This window comes from Arthrobacter sp. UCD-GKA (assembly GCF_001863355.1).
GTDB lineage: Bacteria > Actinomycetota > Actinomycetes > Actinomycetales > Micrococcaceae > Paeniglutamicibacter.
The window spans coordinates 267533-284108 of record NZ_MOLR01000008.1; the positions used below are offsets into that span (position 1 = coordinate 267533).

The 16576-nt window shown below is 65.8% G+C and carries 13 protein-coding genes and 3 tRNA genes; 15 read left to right on the forward strand and 1 reads right to left on the reverse strand.

The features are described from left to right. The 13 genes from dusB (at position 1) to BLJ79_RS15355 (ending at position 13707) form a co-directional block, all read left to right on the forward strand. On the forward strand, positions 1-1197 hold the full coding sequence (gene dusB / locus BLJ79_RS15295) for a tRNA dihydrouridine synthase DusB (protein ID WP_175475495.1): 1197 nt from the start codon (positions 1-3) through the stop codon (positions 1195-1197). Positions 1198-1205: 8 nt separating this feature from the next. After that, positions 1206-2489, forward strand: coding sequence for a deoxyguanosinetriphosphate triphosphohydrolase (locus BLJ79_RS15300; RefSeq protein ID WP_071215607.1), 1284 nt, complete (start codon positions 1206-1208; stop codon positions 2487-2489). A gap of 74 nt (positions 2490-2563) precedes the next feature. Next, complete coding sequence (gene dnaG, locus BLJ79_RS15305; RefSeq protein ID WP_071215608.1) at positions 2564-4441, forward strand: DNA primase; 1878 nt, start codon at positions 2564-2566, stop codon at positions 4439-4441. A 66-nt stretch (positions 4442-4507) separates the two neighbouring features. Continuing rightward, positions 4508-4583: transfer RNA gene (locus tag BLJ79_RS15310), tRNA-Asn, on the forward strand. A gap of 105 nt (positions 4584-4688) precedes the next feature. Further along, positions 4689-6113, forward strand: coding sequence for a lipase maturation factor family protein (locus tag BLJ79_RS15315; RefSeq protein WP_071215609.1), 1425 nt, complete (start codon positions 4689-4691; stop codon positions 6111-6113). An 89-nt stretch (positions 6114-6202) separates the two neighbouring features. Then, positions 6203-7885: an ABC-F family ATP-binding cassette domain-containing protein gene (locus BLJ79_RS15320; RefSeq protein WP_071215610.1), complete on the forward strand. Its 1683-nt coding sequence runs from the start codon at positions 6203-6205 to the stop codon at positions 7883-7885. A 97-nt stretch (positions 7886-7982) separates the two neighbouring features. Then, a tRNA-Asn gene (locus tag BLJ79_RS15325) sits at positions 7983-8055 on the forward strand. Between the two features lie 225 nt (positions 8056-8280). Then, complete coding sequence (locus BLJ79_RS15330) at positions 8281-9093, forward strand: phage holin family protein (RefSeq protein ID WP_175475496.1); 813 nt, start codon at positions 8281-8283, stop codon at positions 9091-9093. Between the two features lie 124 nt (positions 9094-9217). Further along, positions 9218-9838, forward strand: coding sequence for a CDP-alcohol phosphatidyltransferase family protein (locus tag BLJ79_RS15335; RefSeq protein WP_071215612.1), 621 nt, complete (start codon positions 9218-9220; stop codon positions 9836-9838). After that, a complete protein-coding gene (locus tag BLJ79_RS15340; RefSeq protein ID WP_071215613.1) occupies positions 9826-10737 on the forward strand; it encodes a DMT family transporter in 912 nt (303 codons plus the stop codon). The genes BLJ79_RS15335 and BLJ79_RS15340 overlap by 13 nt, the downstream gene beginning before the upstream one ends. A 92-nt stretch (positions 10738-10829) precedes the next feature. Continuing rightward, positions 10830-12017, forward strand: a complete 1188-nt coding sequence (locus BLJ79_RS15345) for a glycosyltransferase (protein WP_071215614.1) — start codon at positions 10830-10832, stop codon at positions 12015-12017. Positions 12018-12143: 126 nt separating this feature from the next. Next, positions 12144-12217 (forward strand) — tRNA-Ile (locus tag BLJ79_RS15350). A gap of 287 nt (positions 12218-12504) precedes the next feature. Further along, positions 12505-13707 carry a glycosyltransferase gene (locus tag BLJ79_RS15355; RefSeq protein WP_071215615.1) on the forward strand — a complete coding sequence of 401 codons (1203 nt, stop codon included), beginning with the start codon at positions 12505-12507 and terminating at the stop codon, positions 13705-13707. Between the two features lie 16 nt (positions 13708-13723). On the opposite strand, the gene BLJ79_RS15360 is transcribed toward BLJ79_RS15355, so the two are convergent. Continuing rightward, positions 13724-14245 carry a M23 family metallopeptidase gene (locus BLJ79_RS15360; RefSeq protein ID WP_071215755.1) on the reverse strand — a complete coding sequence of 174 codons (522 nt, stop codon included), beginning with the start codon at positions 14243-14245 and terminating at the stop codon, positions 13724-13726. Between the two features lie 436 nt (positions 14246-14681). Between BLJ79_RS15360 and rpsB the strand changes: the two genes are divergently transcribed. Both rpsB and tsf read left to right on the forward strand, forming a co-directional pair. Continuing rightward, entirely contained in the window at positions 14682-15599 is a 918-nt protein-coding gene (gene rpsB / locus BLJ79_RS15365; RefSeq protein WP_071215616.1) for a 30S ribosomal protein S2, read from the forward strand. A 137-nt stretch (positions 15600-15736) separates the two neighbouring features. Then, positions 15737-16576: a translation elongation factor Ts gene (gene tsf / locus BLJ79_RS15370; RefSeq protein ID WP_071215756.1), complete on the forward strand. Its 840-nt coding sequence runs from the start codon at positions 15737-15739 to the stop codon at positions 16574-16576.

Genomic DNA, 16576 nt, shown 5'->3' on the forward strand with positions numbered 1-16576 from the left:
GTGACTGCAATTGCCGATGTAACCGAAAACGCCGCGCCCACCCCGGCGAAGCTTGAGCTGCCCCCGCTGAAACTGGGCAAGCACACCATTGACACCCCGGTGATCCTTGCCCCCATGGCAGGCATCACCAACAAGGCCTTCCGCCGGCTCTGCCGCGAATACGGCGGCGGGGTGTACGTCACCGAGATGGTCACCTCCCGGGCATTGGTGGAACGCAACACCGAGTCGATGCGCATCATCTCCCACGATCCGGACGAGGAACTGCGCTCGGTCCAGCTCTACGGCGTGGACCCCAAGACCGTCGGCGCCGCCGTGCGCCTGATCGTCGAGGAAGACCGCGCCGACCACATCGACCTGAACTTCGGCTGCCCGGTCCCCAAGGTCACCCGCAAGGGCGGGGGAGCGGCGCTTCCATGGAAGACCGACCTGTTCACCGCCATCATCGAGGCCGCCACCACCGAGGCCGCCCGCGGGGAGGTGCCCCTGACCATCAAGATGCGCAAGGGCATCAACGAGGACCACCTCACCTACATCGAATCGGGCAAGATCGCGCGCGACCACGGCGTCGCGGCCGTCGCACTGCACGGGCGCACCGCCAGCCAGTACTACTCCGGCAAGGCCGACTGGGACTCCATCGCACGCCTGCGCGAGGCCCTGCCGGACATGCCGGTGCTGGGCAACGGGGACATCTGGAGCGCAGAGGACGCCGTGGCCATGGTCCAGCAGACCGGTGTCGACGGCATCGTCGTGGGGCGCGGCTGCATGGGCCGCCCCTGGCTTTTCGGGGACCTGCAGGCAGCCTTCGAGGGGACCGACAAGCGCTACACGCCCGGTCTGGCCAAGGTCGCCGAGACGGTTTACCGCCACGCGGAACTGCTCACCGAGTACTTCGAGGACGAATTCAAGGGCCTGCGCGATATCCGCAAGCACATGGCCTGGTACTTCAAGGGCTATCCGGTCGGCGGGGACATCCGCTCCGCCCTGGCCCAGGTCCCCACCCTGGAGGTCTTGCGCGAACTGCTGGCCCAGCTGGACCTGGACATGCCCTACCCGGGCAAGGATGCCGAGGGCCAGCGCGGCCGCGCCGGCTCCCCGAAGAAGACGCACCTGCCCGACGGCTGGCTTTCGACCCGTGAGATGAACGAGAACCACAAGGCCATGATTGCCGCGGCCGAACTAGACATTTCCGGCGGCTAAGGAGCTCCATGTTGCAGATTCCCGGATACACCGAAGCGGATGCCGAACGCTGGGCCCCCGAACCGCCCAAGAAGGCCTACCGCACCGCGTTCGAACGTGACCGCGCCCGGGTGCTGCACTCCTCGGCGCTGCGCCGCCTGGGCGCCAAGACGCAGGTCGTCGCGCCGTCCTCGGACGACTTCGTGCGCACCCGGCTGACCCACTCCCTGGAGGTCGCCCAGGTGGGCCGCGAGCTGGGTGCCACCCTGGGCTGCGACCCGGACGTGGTGGACACCGCCTGCCTGTCCCACGACCTGGGCCACCCGCCCTTCGGGCACAACGGCGAGACCGCCCTGAACGAGTTGGCCCGCGACATCGGCGGGTTCGAGGGCAACGCCCAGACCCTGCGCCTGTTGACCCGCATCGAGACCAAGACCTTCCGGCACAACGGCGCCTCGGCCGGGCTGAACCTCACCCGCGCCTCGCTGGATGCCGCATGCAAGTACCCCTGGCTGCGCGCCGACGCCCCGGAAAAGAACGGGAAGAAGACTTCCAAGTTCGGCGTCTACGCCGACGACGCCCCGGTCTTCGACTGGCTGCGCTCCGGCTCGGGCGCCGAGGCCCGGCAGACCTGCATCGAGGCCCAGGTCATGGACCTGGCCGACGACATCTCCTACTCAGTGCACGACGTCGAGGACGCCATCAACGCCGGGCGCTTCCAGCTGCGCTGGATCAAGGATCCTGACCAGCGCGCCCGCGTCATCACCTTCACCCGCCAGTGGTACCTGCCGCACGTGGAGGACGCCGTGATTGACGCGGCGTTCAAGCGCCTGGAGGCCACCGCGGAATGGGTGCCGCACACCGACGGCTCGCGCCGCTCCATGGCCGCGCTGAAGGACATGACCAGCCAGTTCATCGGCCGCTTCTGCCAGTCCGCGATCGATGCGACCCGCGAGCAGTTCGGCCACGGGGAACTGACCCGCTTCAACGCGGCCCTGATCGTCCCCGAATCCACCGAGCACGAGATCGCCGCCATGAAGGGCCTGGCCACCGCGTACGTGATGACCAGCGACGAGCGCAAGCCCATCTACGCCCGGCAGCGCGAAACCCTCATGGAACTGGTGACACTGCTCAACGAGACCGGGGACAGGTACCTGGAACCGCTGTTCGCCGCCGACTGGCGCGACGCCGCGGACGACGCCGACCGGTTGCGCACCGTCATCGACCAGGTGGCCTCGCTCACCGACGCCTCGGCCATCGAATGGCACGCCACCCTGGTGCTGGGCAAGAGCTTTTCCGAGCGGCTCTTCTAGGCCCGGCCCGCCCGATCCACAGCCCGTGGCCCGGCGGAACCTGCCACCGGTGAATGGTCACTAGACTGGAGGGCATGGCAGGCCTGATTAAGCGTGAAGATATCGACGAAGTCCGCAACCGCACGGACATCAAGGAAGTCATCGACGGATATGTGACGCTGAAATCCGCCGGTGTCGGTTCGTGGAAGGGCCTGTGCCCCTTCCACGACGAACGCTCCCCGTCCTTCCACGTGCGCCCGCAGGTCGGTTCCTTCCACTGCTTCGGCTGCGGGGAATCGGGCGACGTGATCGCCTTCCTGCAGAAGATCAACCACGGCACCTTCTCCGAGACCGTCGAGCAGCTGGCCGCCCGCGTCGGCATCGAGCTGCACTACGAGGACGGTGGCACCGGGCCGCGCCGCGAGGAGACCGGCCGCCGCCAGCGCCTGCTGGACGCCCACAAGATCTCCGAGGAGTTCTTCCGCGAACAACTGACCACCCCCGGTGCAGCGGCCGGCCAAAAATTCCTCTCCGAGCGCGACTTCGATGCCGAGGCCGCCGCGCACTTCGGCGTCGGCTACGCACCGCAGGGCTGGGACGCATTGCTCAAGCACCTGCGCGGCCGCGGCTTCCAGGACGAGGAACTCAAGCTGACCGGAATCTTCTCCGAGGGCAACCGCGGGATCTACGACAGGTTCCGCGGCCGGCTCATCTGGCCCATCCGCGACCTCACCGGGGCCACCATCGGCTTCGGGGCGCGCAAGCTCTACGAGGACGACCAGGGCCCCAAGTACCTGAACACCCCCGAGACCCAGCTCTACAAGAAGTCCCAGGTCCTCTACGGGGTCGACCTGGCCAAGCGCGAGATCACCAAGACCCGCCAACTGGTCGTGGTCGAGGGCTACACCGACGTGATGGCCTGCCACCTCTCGGGCATCGGCACCGCCGTGGCCACCTGCGGCACCGCCTTCGGCACCGACCACATCAAGATCGCCCGCCGACTGCTGCGCGACGACGGATCCGGCGGCGAGGTGGTCTTCACCTTCGACGGCGACGCCGCCGGCCAGAAGGCCGCGCTGCGCGCCTTCGAGGAAGACCAGAAGTTCATCGCGCAGACCTACGTCGCGGTCGAACCCACCGGGGCGGACCCGTGCGACCTGCGCCAGACCCGCGGCCCGGAGGCCGTGCGCGAACTCATCGACTCCAAGCGGCCGCTGTTTGAGTTCGCCATCAAGGCGGGCCTGAAGAACTACAACCTCAACACCGTCGAGGGGCGGGTGCAGGCGCTGCGCGTCAGCGCGCCGATCGTCGCCGGCATCCGCGACTCGGCCATCCGTCCGGCCTACGCCCGCGAACTGGCCGGCTGGCTCGGCATGGACATGGAGGACGTGAACCGCGCCGTGGGCGCCTCGGTGCGCCGCAACCGGATGCCCAAGAGCGCCGAGCCCCTCCACGGAAACGCGGGCCACGCGGCGCAGGAGCAACCCGCCGCACCGGTCTACTCCCGCCCGGACCCGCGCGACCCCGTGTCCCGGATGGAACGCGAGGCCCTGGAAGTGGTGCTGCAGCAGCCGGCGCAACTGACCGCCGAGCAGTGGCAGGCGTTCTACGACGCCCGGTTCATGGCCCCGGCCCATGCCGCGGTCCACGACGCCGTGCGTGCCGCCGGGCTCTCCGGTGCCACCCCCTCGCAGTGGGTCGAGGCGATCCGCCAGGAAGTTCCCGAACCGCTGCGCTCGTTCGTCTCCGAGCTGGCCGTCACCCCGTTGCCGGCGAGCACCACCGATGCCCTGCTGCGCTATTGCAACGACATCATCAACCGCCTCTTCGAACTGCAGATCACGCACCTGAAGGCGGAGAAGATGGGGGAGCTCCAGCGCATGGATCCGGAAGGCGATCCCGAGGGGTTCCAGCGCATCAACCGCGAGCTTTTGGAGCTGGAATTGCGTCGCCGGGCACTGCGCCAGGAGTAGTCGCCAACGGGGCCGGGAGCGATTTTTGTTTTCCCGAAACCTTGTGTAGAGTATTCCTCGTTGCATTCCTCCGTAGCTCAATTGGCAGAGCATCCGACTGTTAATCGGAAGGTTACTGGTTCAAGTCCATTCGGGGGAGCCAGAGAAGGAAATCCCGGTCCAATTGGTCCGGGATTTCCTGGTTTAACACCGGTTTTTGCCCGTTTCAGGCATGGCCGGGACCGCCGCGTGAATCTACGCTGGTGCCATGGAGTGGCTGGCGGCGTACGACTACGGCATGGCCCGCGAAATCCTGCAACGCGGGGTCGCGCTGATCTACCTCGTTGCCTTCGTTTCCACGCTGAACCAGTTCCCGGCACTGGCCGGCGAGCACGGGTTGCTTCCGGTGCCAAGGCTGCTTGCCGGGCCCGGTGCCCGACGGCCTTCGTTGTTCAGCCGGATCGGTTACTCGGACCGGAAACTGGTGGCGGTGTGCGCCGCCGGGATCGGAATCTCCGCGGTGCTGGTTGCAGGTCTTCCCCAGGCCGGGCCCCCGTGGCTGCCGCTGGCCGCCTTCCTGGCCCTGTGGGGCCTGTACATGTCGATCGTGAACGTGGGGCAGGTCTTCTACGGATTCGGCTGGGAAATGCTGCTGCTCGAGGCCGGGTTCACCGTGGGCCTGCTCGGTTCCCGGCAGGTCCCGCCACCGCTGACCATCCTGCTGCTGGTCGCCTGGCTGGTGTTCCGGCTGGAATTCGGTGCCGGAATGATCAAGTGGCGCCGGGACCCGGCCTGGCGAAACCTCACGGCCATGTACTACCACCACCAGACCCAGCCGATGCCCGGCCCGCTCAGCAGGCTCGCTCACCTGGCCCCGAAATGGTGGCACCGCATCGAGGCTGCGGGCAACCACGGAGCCCAGCTGCTGGTCCCGTTCCTGCTCTTTGCGCCCCAGCCGGTTGCCTCCGCCGCGGCCGGGGTCGTCATCGCCACGCAGCTGTGGCTGGTGATCACAGGCAACTTCGCCTGGCTGAACTGGCTCACCATCGTGCTGGCCACCTGCCGGATCAGCGATCCGGTGCTGCGGGGGATCCTTCCGTGGCTGCCGCCGGAAAGCGGGGTGCCCGCCGAGGCCCCGATCTGGTGGACCGTGCTGGTGCTGGCCGGCACGCTGTTGCTGGTGGTGCTCTCCATCCCGGCACTGCGCAACCTCGCCACCCCGGCCCAGCTCATGAATGCCGCGTTCAACAAGTGGCAGCTGGGCAACGCCTACGGTGCCTTCGGTACGGTCACCCGGGAACGGATCGAGATCGTCATCGAAGGCACCGAGGACGAAGCGGCCGCCGCGGCGAACTGGCTGGAATACGGGTTCAAGGGCAAGCCCGGGGATCCGGCCAGGCGGCCGCGCCAGTTCGCGCCCTACCACCTGCGCCTGGATTGGATGATGTGGTTCCTGCCGCTGGGCTCGATCCACCAGCGCTGGTTCTACACGCTGCTGGCCCGGCTGCTGGAGGCCGATGCCCGGACCCTGGCGCTGCTGCGGCACGACCCGTTCGCCGGAAGGAAACCGCGCTTCATCCGCGTGCTGACCTACCGCTACCGTTTTGCCACCGCGGCCCAGCACCGGAGCACCGGCGACCTGTGGGTGCGCGACCGGCGCCGGTTGGTGATCGGTCCCATCGAGCGGCAATGAACGGACCTCCGCCAGCTGGCGCGCACCGGCCGGGGATGGCCGTGGGAAGGCTGCAGGTCCGCCGGGCCGGGTGTCAGTAGGATGGGACGGTGGCTCATATCGACGTATCCGACATCCATTACTTCCTCTCCGACGGCACCCAGTTGCTCGGCGGCGTCACCTTCAAGGTGACAAGCGGCAGCAAGACCGCATTGATCGGCCCCAACGGCGCCGGGAAGACGACGCTGTTCAAGATCATCGCCGGCGACCTGAAATCCGACGAGGGTGTGGTCTCCCGCTCCGGAGGCATGGGCATCATGCGCCAGTTCGTGGGCCAGGTCCGCGACGAGTCCACGGTGCGCGACCTGCTGGTCTCCACCGCCTCGGCGGACCTTGCGGCGGCCGCCAAGGCCATCGACGAGACCGAGCTGCTGATGATGGAATCCGACGACGAGAAGGTCCAGATGCGCTACGCGCAGGCCATCATCGACTGGGGAGACGCCGGCGGCTACGAGCTGGAAACCGCGTGGGACAAGGTCTGCATGGCCGCCCTCGGGGTGCCCTTCGACCGCGCATCCCACCGCCTGGCCTCCACGCTCTCGGGCGGCGAGCAAAAGCGCCTCGTGCTCGAAGCGCTCTTCGAGGGCCCCGACGAGCTGTTGCTGCTCGACGAGCCGGACAACTACCTCGATGTCCCGGGCAAGCGGTGGCTCGAGGCAACGCTGAACGAGTCGCCCAAGACCGTGCTGTTCATCAGCCACGACCGCGAACTGCTCAACAACGCCGCCAACCGCATCGTCACCCTGGAACCGGGCCTCTCGGGCGCCACCGCGTGGATCCACGGCGGCGCCTTCGGCTCCTACGTCGATGCGCGCCGGGAACGCAACGAACGCTTCGAGGAACTGCGCAAGCGCTGGGACGAGGAACACGCCAAGCTCAAGGAGCTGGTGAACATGTACAAGAACAAGGCGGCGTTCCGCTCCGACATGGCCAACCGCTACCACGCGGCCCAAACGCGCCTGGCCAAGTTCCTCGAGGCCGGCCCGCCCCAGGCCATCCCGCTGGAACAGAACGTCAACATGAGGCTCAAGGGCGGGCGCACCGCCAAGCGGGCCATCGTCGCCGAAAAATTGGAGCTCACCGGGCTGATGAAGCCCTTCAGCAACGAGATCTGGTTCGGGGACCGCGTGGCGATCCTGGGCTCGAACGGTTCGGGAAAGTCCCACTTCCTGCGCCTGTTGGCTTCCGGTGGCACGGATCCCGAACGCGAGCACCTGCCGGTGGCCGACTTCGAGATCGCCGAGGTCCCGCACAACGGAACCGTGAAACTCGGCGCACGGATCCGCCCCGGGTTCTTCGCCCAGACCCACAGCCGCCCGGACCTCATGGGCCGGTCCCTGCTGGAGATCCTGCACCGCGGCGACGAACACCGCTCGGGCATGGCCCGGGAGGCGGCCTCGGGCGCGCTGGACGGCTACGGCCTGGCCGGCCAGGCCGAGCAGAAGTACGATTCGCTCTCCGGCGGCCAGCAGGCGCGTTTCCAGATCCTGCTGCTGCAGCTTTCCGGCGCGACGCTGCTGCTGCTCGATGAACCGACCGACAACCTCGACCTGCACTCCGGGGAGGCGCTGGAACGGGCCATCGAATCGTTCGAGGGAACCGTGCTGGCGGTGACCCACGACCGGTGGTTCGCCAGGTCGTTCGACCGGTTCCTGGTGTTCGGTTCCAACGGGAAGGTCTACGAATCCACGGAGCCCGTTTGGGACGAGACCCGGGTGCAGCGGGACCGGTAGGCGGCGCTTTTCCGGCTGTGGCCAAGGACACGGCCGGAAAATCCGGACCCGGATTTGGGTTCCATTTGGGGCTCTGGTAACGTATAACTCGCTTCATTCCCCCGTAGCTCAATTGGCAGAGCGTCCGACTGTTAATCGGAAGGTTACTGGTTCAAGTCCATTCGGGGGAGCGCAATATGGAATCCCCGCTCTCCTTGGGAGAGCGGGGATTTCTTGTGTCCGGGCAATCTCATACCGTGGGAGTACCCCTTCGGGTTGAGTCGTTTAGGCACGTCCGAGTGGTAGTTTTGGGTTGAGCGGACCGGGCCGGGGCCGCATGAAATGGAGACAGCATGTCTGGATCGGAATCGACTGGAAGCCAGTACCAGTCAGCGCCAACAACTTTAAAGGGACAAGTGAGCGGTTTGGGCCGCCTGATCCCGAACCAACTGGCCGACGAAGCCCGCATCGCCGCAAACGTCCTGAAGTCAAAGGGCATCAACGTCGGCGTTGCCGCAGGCGCCGGAATCCTGGCCCTCGCTCTGCTCGGCCTCATGGTGATCGCACTGGTCGTCGCGCTGGTCATGGGCATCGGCACCGTCATCGCGCCGTGGCTTGCCGCGCTGCTGGTGGCCGCGGGATTCCTGGTCCTGGCCGTCATCCTTGGCTTGTTCGCATTCCTGAGGGTCAAGAAGGCCATGCCCTTGCTGCCCGAGGAAGCAATCCGCGGATTCCGGCACGACATCGGCGTGGTGAAGGAAGGCAGCGCCTTCGACGTCGCCACGCTTGACGAACCACGGCCTTCGAAGAAGAAGGACGAGCAGGATGCGGAGCAGGCCGGGGAGAAGGAACCCAAGGCCCCGAAGCCGACCCACAACGAACTGGTCATCCGCACCCGTGAGCGCCGCGAGGAAATTGCCTTGCACCGCGACGGGCTGGGGCAGAAACTGGAAGTGCCCCTGCACCTGGGCGAGAAGATCTCCGACGCCGGACAAGCTGCCGGAGATGCCGTGAGCAAGGCCGCCGGCCAAGCCCGCCACCTCGCGGACACCGCTTCGGAGAAGGTCACCGAAGGCATGGAGCGGGCCACTGAAAAGCTCGCTTCGCTCAGTGGCCTCGAAGGCGAGAACGCCAAGGAAGCCCTGCGCGAACGCTGGCGTCCGTTGGCCATCATGGCCGGCTCGATGGCGATGTTCGCCGTCTTCCTGCGCAAGCTGCTGCGCAAGTAGCCAACTCCCCGCCCACCGCTTCCGCTTCACCCCCACCCCGGTGGATAAGAGCCGGAGGGCCGAGGCACCCCCCACAACCGGAAAATCTGTCCAAGGATCACGCAGACCCACGAAGGAGGCGAGCATGCGCATCATTGGAGCGGGGACACGCGACAATTTCGAATACCGCTTGCTCACCACCTTCTGGACGGTCCCGAACCTGATCACCGTTCTCAGGTTCCTGCTGGTTCCGCTGTTCGTCTGGCAGACCCTGGACATGCACTACGGCTGGGCGACGCTCACCCTGGTGATCCTGGGTTCCTCGGACTGGATCGACGGCTATGCGGCCCGCCGCCTGGACCAGATCTCAACGGTTGGCAAGTGGCTGGATCCGGTCGCCGACAGGCTTGCCCTGATCGTCATCGCCACGACCTTCGTCGCCACCGGCATCGCCCCGGCCTGGCTGGTGTTCTCGATCGTGATTCCCGATATCGTCCTGATCGTCAACACGTGGGTGCTCTTCCGCGGCAGCCCCAACCTCCCGGTGAGCAACCTTGGAAAGATCCGTACCGCATTGTTGTTGGTCGGGACCCCGTTGCTGCTCATGGGAAACACCGACTGGGGCAAGGGAACCATCCTGGGGGACATAGCAACGTGGAGCCTGGCACTGGCCTGCGTCCTGCATGTCATCGCGGCGGTCCACTACTTCATACTGGCCCACCGCAAGGCCAAGGCACTGAAGTCGGGAACTGAATGGTCTGGCTAGCGGTCACCGCCGCGATCGCCGGGGCGTTCTTTTTGGCCTTCGGCACCCAACGGCAATCCAGCGCGGTGCGTGCGAGCGCCGGCGGGTTGAATGTCACGGGTTTGGGGCTGCTGCGACTTTTCCGGACGCCCCGCTGGGTGTTCGGGTTGATCCTGCTGGGGATGGGCATGAGCCTGAACGTGTATGCCCTGGCAAGCGCACCCTTGACCGTGGTCCAACCCATTGGCGCCATTGCGCTGGTGATCACCACGGTGGTCAACGCCAGGGAACACCACATCAAGATGAACCGGCCCACGATCCTGGCGATCACCGCCTGCATGGTGGGCAGCGCGGCATTTGTGTTCCTGGCCATCGAGGTCAGCGCCAAGGAACACGAGATCACCAGCGGCCAGGAGCTGCTGACGATCATGATCCTGGCCATTGCCGTAGCGGTCTTCGGCGGTGCCGTGGTGCTGTTCCCGCACAGGCTCAGCGCGTTCTTCTACATCCTCGGGGCCGGGGTCCTCTTTGGATTCGTGGCGGTATTGGTCAGGACCATTTCGGTGGCTCTGCTCGATCCCAACGGCCGCTTCATCGCGAATGTTTCCTGGTACTCGATCCTGGCCGTGATCGTCGCGGGACTGCTGGGCTCCTATTTCGTGCAGAACGCGTATTCCAAGGGACCGCCCGACCTGGTGATTGCCGGTTTGACCGTGATCGATCCGATCGTGGGCATCTCCATCGGGATTGCGATCTTTGGTGAACTCGATCCCAATGTCCAACCCGCCGTGGCGTTGAGCATGGTCGGCGCCGGATGCATTGCTATCGTGGGGGTGATCGCCTTGTCCCGGCACCATCCGGACGTGCTCGAACGCAAGGCAGAAGCCAAGCGACGAACCAGGATCACCGACGGCAAATAGCCGGCATCGATTTCCTGCGACAGCCCAACCAAGACAATGAAACGACAACCGTGGCCTCAAGTAGTGGTCATGTCAAGGAGTGAACACACCCCGTGACGGGCGAGAAACCATTGAAGATCCTGATTGCGGCCGATACCTACCATCCGGATGTGAACGGCGCCGCGGTCTTTTGCTATCGCCTGGCCACGGCGATGACCGAGCGCGGGCACGAAGTGCACGTCATGGCCACCCGACCGGACAAGGGGCCCACGGTCACCGAGGTCCTGCCCGAGGCGACCGTCCACCGGCTGCGCTCGCATGGTGTGCCAACGCACGAGTACTTCCGCATTTGCTTCCCCTGGGAGGTCAACCCCGAGATCAAGGCGCTGATCAACGAGATCAAGCCGGACGTCGTCCACGCCCAATGCCACTACATGATCGGCCAGGGAGCCTTGGCCTACGCGGGCAAGCGGGGCATACGGATGGTCGCCACCAACCACTTCATGCCGGAAAACCTGGACCCGTTCCTGCCGTTCCCCAAGTGGTTCAAGCGGATCGTCGCACGCAATTCCTGGCGCGACATGGGCAAGATCATGGGCAAGGCGCATGTCGTCACCACCCCGACCCCCCTGGCCGCCCGGGCCATGACCCAGTACGCGCGACTGGGCAAGGTGCTCCCGCTGTCCAACGGCATCGAATCCAGCAATTACGAGCTCGGATCCGCCGAAGCGATCGACCGCAACCCGTATCCCACGATCCTGTTCGTGGGCCGGCTGGCGGTGGAGAAGAACGTCAACGAACTCATTGACGCCCTGACCCTGATGAAGCACGTCCCGGACGCGCATTTGGAGGTCATTGGCGGCGGCGAGCAGCGGGGCCCGCTGGAAAAGCTGGCACGCGAAAAAGGCGTGGCCAACCGCGTGCACTTCCTGGGGCACGTCGATGACGAGGAACTGCGCAGCGCCTACCTGCGCTGCGACGTGTTCTGCCAGCCGGGCACCGCGGAACTGCAATCGCTGGTGACGTTGGAGGCGCTCTCCGCTTCCAAGCCCGTGGTGTTGGCCAACGCCATGGCATTGCCCCACCTGGTCGATGACGGCGTCAACGGCTACCTGTTCGAACCGGGGGACCGCGCAGACTTGGCCGACAAGCTGGACTCGATCCTGGCCATGGCCCCCGAGGACCTGGCCGTGATGGGCAAGGCGGGCCATGCCAAGGCCGCCCTGCACAGCCACAGCAAGACAATGGACACCTTCGAGGCGATCTATCGGGGCGCGAGCGCCGAGGACTTCCTGCCCTGATCTTCGCGATGGCCAACGGTTTTTGGATGTTGAAGATGAAAACCCGCGACGTAATCCATTAGGATGGCTGGGGATGTTTCAGTGATCGCCGTTCTTGGCGGATTGTTTGCTGGTCCACCCGGTATTGGGGCGGTAGCTCAGTTGGTCAGAGCAGAGGACTCATAATCCTTTTGTCGTGGGTTCAAGCCCCACCCGCCCTACACCTGGACGGCCTAGTCGGACCCTGCAGACAGGGCTTCTGGCTAGGCCGTTTTTCGTGCTTTCTGCGTTATTTGGCGGGAGTTTTGGTGGGATTTCCCGCAGAAACCAACCACAACGGGAAACCAAACGGAACGAGGCGCATCCTGCAACCCTCCGCGGCGGTGGCCGCCGACTCCGTTAGGCTCGAAAGGCCTGGGGGAATCGATCCCGAGGCAGCGACTTCGCCCAAGCAGCGCCCGCAACACGTTAACTCCAAGCATCACCGCCGAAAGGACGAAACCGGTCCATGCATTGCGTCATCTTCGTCGACCAACACCCCGACACGCTCGGGGGCATGCAAACCTCCGTGCGGCTGCAGCGACGCTTCCTTGAACTGGCCGGACACCGGGTCACCATCGTCTCCCCGCGGTACCGCGGCAAGCACGCATCCGACCCGGCAGTCATCGAACTGCCCTCGATTCCGTTGGGTCCGGGGGAATACTCGCTGTGCATCCCCGGGAAACGCAGCGACAAGGCCCTGGCACGGGCGATCGCCGGCCGCGGCCCGGTGGACGTGGTGCACATCCAGGCCGATTTCTGGCAGGCCATCATCGGCTACCGCTTCGCCAAGGAACAGAACCTGCCGGTGGTCCACACCATGCACAACCGCCTCGACGTCGGGATCGCGGCCACCATGCCGTTCCCGGGACTCGTCCAACGCGGATTCGGCCTGGCCCAGAAGGCCTTCCTGCACACCGGCCGGGGCGTGGCGGCCACGGCGTGGACCTATCTGGCACGTTTCACCGACCACGCGCGGCGGGTGACAGCTCCCTCGAGCCACTTCGCCCGGCTGCTGGAACAGGAGGGCGTCTTTGGCGCCGTGGACGTGGTGCCGAACGGCATGGACGATGGGATCGCCGCCGAGCTCCTGGCCCAGCCCCCGGCGGCCCGCAATCCGCGCCCGCGCCTGGTGTGGGTGGGCCGGTTCAGCGCCGAAAAACGCCTGCTTCCCTTCTTGGACGCGGTGGCCCTGGCCAACCTGGATGCCGAGGTCCACGTCTTCGGGGACGGCGCGGACCGCGCCAAGGCCGAAGCCAAGGCCACCGCCATGGACAAGCCAACCGTGCTGATCCGCGGAAAGGTCCCTTACCGGCAAATGCTCGCCGAACTGCGCCGGGCCGATGCCTTGGTGCAGACCTCCCAGGGATTCGAGACCCAGGGCATGACGGTCTACGAGGCAGCCGCGCTGGGAACCCCGTCGCTGCTCAGCGACCGGGCCATCGCCGAGGACCTGCCCCCGGGCGTCTACTGGCTCACGGAAGACGACTCGATCGAGGCACTGGCCAAGGCCCTGGACCACTGCGTTTCCCAGGTGCGCGACGGCAGCGGACCGCAGACCGGATCCTTCGACCCGGAGTCCTTCCTGCAAAGCCGGCAAACCCGGCTCATGGCCACGGTCTACGAAGAGGCCATCGCGGGCTTTGCCGCCGAGTCGCGCCCGGGAGCCTAGCCAGTCCGCGAAGCGCCTACCCCAGCGGCAGCAGGATCGAGGGACGGGTGTCACGGATCGTGAGCAGCGGGTCGATGTACTCCCCGTCCAGCCGCAGGCCCCAGTGCAGGCAGCGGGCATCGCAGTGGGCACCGGTGGCGATCATCCCGATCTCGTCGCCGGTCCCGACGATCGCACCGACCACCAGGGTGCTGCGCACCGGTTCGAGGCTGGTGAGCAGGCCCGCGCCGTGGTCGATGACGATGACCGGCCGGTCCACGATGCGCCCCGTGAAGGAAACGATTCCCGCGGCCGGGGCACTGACGGTGTCCCCGGGGGACCCGGCGAGGTCGACCCCGCGGTGTCCGCTGAGCCAGCGCTTGGCCGGCGGGTCGAAGGCCCTGAGCACCTCGGGCACCGGCGGCAGCGGCCAGTTCCAGGAACCGGCCGCTGCCGGGGCCGGGTTTGCGCGGACGGGGGACAGCGGGGAGGCCCCGGCCGGGGCCAGCAGCACGGCCGCGCCCACCACGAGGCCGGCGAAGGCGGAAACGGTTTTCATGTCCACGAGCATGGGCCCGAACCCGGCGCCCCGCAGCGGGTCGCCGCCGGGCTGTGGAGCGACTGCTGGGATGTGATGCACGTCCCGCGCTTCTGTGCGGATGGGTCAATTTCGCGGTCCTTGGCCTGTAGTACACTGGAACACGCGGTTCTCTGTGCCTTCTTCTCGCCTGCGCGAAAAGTGGAACACATGAAACCGACTTCGCGCATGAATGATCCATGCAGCCAAATTCCAACACTTTTGTGGCGGATGGCAGCGTGCGATGGTCAGGCCCACGGTCCGATTCACTTCGGTTGAGGCTTGGCATGACGGTTCTTCCGTTGCTTTCATGCCAGGGGTTGCCTCCAATTCCGGATGCGCACCATCAACCGATAACAATGGCAGTTACCGCGGTCCAGCAATGGGCCGGCCAGCTACTGCCGGAAGGAGTTGCGACATGCCAGTCGTAACCATGCGCCAGCTGCTCGACAGCGGCGTTCACTTTGGACACCAGACCCGTCGTTGGAACCCGAAGATGAAGCGATTCATCTTCACGGAGCGCAACGGCATCTACATCATTGACTTGCAGCAGTCGCTGTCGTACATCGACCGCGCCTACGAGTTCGTCAAGCAGACCGTTGCCCACGGCGGCACCGTGCTGTTCGTCGGCACCAAGAAGCAGGCTCAGGAAGCAATTTCCGAGCAGGCAACCCGCGTTGGCCAGCCGTACGTCAACCAGCGCTGGCTCGGTGGCATGCTCACCAACTTCCAGACCGTTTCCAAGCGCATCTCGCGCATGAAGGAACTGGAAGAGATCAACTTCGAGGATGTTGCCGGTTCGGGCCACACCAAGAAGGAGCTGCTGCTGCTCAAGCGCGAGCTCACCAAGCTGCAAACCAACCTTGGCGGCATCCGCAACCTGACCAAGACCCCTTCGGTCATCTGGGTTGTTGACACCAAGAAGGAGCACTTGGCCATCGACGAGGCACACAAGCTGGGCATCCCGGTTGTTGCCATCCTCGACACCAACTGCGACCCGGACGAAGTCCAGTACCCGATCCCGGGCAACGACGACGCCATCCGCTCCGTCAACCTGCTCACCCGCGTTGTTGCAGACGCCGTTGCCGCTGGCCTGATCGCCCGCAACAACAAGGCTGCAGGCAACACCGAAGCCCCGGCCGAGCCGCTGGCCGAGTGGGAGCGCGAACTGCTCGAGGCCTCCAAGGCCGAGGCACCTGCCGCCGAGGCTGCTGTTGAAGCTGCTCCGGCAGCCGAAGAAGCACCCGTCGCAGAAGCTGCTCCGGCAGCCGAAGAGGCACCTGCCGCAGAAGCAGCCCCGGCTGCAGACGAGGCACCGGCCGCTTCGGCCGAGTAGTCACAAAACCAAGATTCCGGATGCCGGCGTTTCCCCGCACGGGGGAACGCCGGCATCGGGGACAAACCGCGGGACGGGCCACATTCGGCCCGTCCTTCGGCGAAAAAGCTCAAAACCACTTATGAATGGGGTTGCACGTGGCAAACTACACCGCTGCTGACATTAAGGCACTGCGCGAGCGCACCGGCGCTGGCATGATGGACGTCAAGAAGGCCCTCGACGAGGCCAACGGCGACGCCGAGAAGGCCATGGAGCTCATCCGCATCAAGGGCCTCAAGGGCGCCACCAAGCGCGAAGGCCGTTCGACCTCGGAAGGCCTCGTTGCCGCCAAGGTCATCGACGGCACCGTCGGCGTCATGATCGAGCTTTCCTGCGAGACCGACTTCGTCGCCAAGAACGACAAGTTCATCGCCCTGGCCGCCCAGGTCCTGGACGTTGCAGTCTCCTCCGGCGCAGCCGACCTGGAAACCCTGTTGGCCGTTGACGTCAACGGCAAGGCTCTTGGCGACGTCGTCACCGAAGAGGGCGCAGTGCTGGGCGAGAAGGTCATCGTCCGCCGCCTGTCCCGTGTCGAGGGTGCAACTGTTGATGCATACCTGCACAAGACCTCCAAGGACCTCCCGGCCCAGGTTGGCGTCCTCGTGGCCGTCGACGGCGCCGGCGACGGTGCCTTCACCGTTGCACACGACGTGGCAGTGCACACCGCCGCCATGGCACCGACCGTGCTGTCCCGCGAAGAGATCGACCCGGAGGTCGTCGAGTCCGAGCGTCGCATCGCCATGGAGACCGCCGTGGCCGAGGGCAAGCCCGAAGCCGCACTGACCAAGATCGTTGAAGGACGCCTGACCGGCTTCTTCAAGGAGCAGGTGCTGGTCGACCAGGCATTCGCCAAGGATGCCAAGAAGACCGTGGGCAAGGTGCTGGAAGAAGCCGGCGTCAACGCCACTGCTTTCGCACGCTTCCGCGTTGGTGCATAA

What these genes read in the sequence shown, in the direction of transcription:
- BLJ79_RS15340 (WP_071215613.1), top strand. Translation starts at nt 9,826, where the DNA reads ATGGTCTGGCTAGCGGTCACCGCCGCGATCGCCGGGGCGTTCTTTTTG.
- BLJ79_RS15360 (WP_071215755.1), bottom strand. Translation starts at nt 14,245, where the DNA reads ATGAAAACCGTTTCCGCCTTCGCCGGCCTCGTGGTGGGCGCGGCCGTG.
- dnaG (WP_071215608.1), top strand. Translation starts at nt 2,564, where the DNA reads ATGGCAGGCCTGATTAAGCGTGAAGATATCGACGAAGTCCGCAACCGC.
- BLJ79_RS15355 (WP_071215615.1), top strand. Translation starts at nt 12,505, where the DNA reads ATGCATTGCGTCATCTTCGTCGACCAACACCCCGACACGCTCGGGGGC.
- BLJ79_RS15315 (WP_071215609.1), top strand. Translation starts at nt 4,689, where the DNA reads ATGGAGTGGCTGGCGGCGTACGACTACGGCATGGCCCGCGAAATCCTG.
- BLJ79_RS15300 (WP_071215607.1), top strand. Translation starts at nt 1,206, where the DNA reads ATGTTGCAGATTCCCGGATACACCGAAGCGGATGCCGAACGCTGGGCC.
- BLJ79_RS15335 (WP_071215612.1), top strand. Translation starts at nt 9,218, where the DNA reads ATGCGCATCATTGGAGCGGGGACACGCGACAATTTCGAATACCGCTTG.
- rpsB (WP_071215616.1), top strand. Translation starts at nt 14,682, where the DNA reads ATGCCAGTCGTAACCATGCGCCAGCTGCTCGACAGCGGCGTTCACTTT.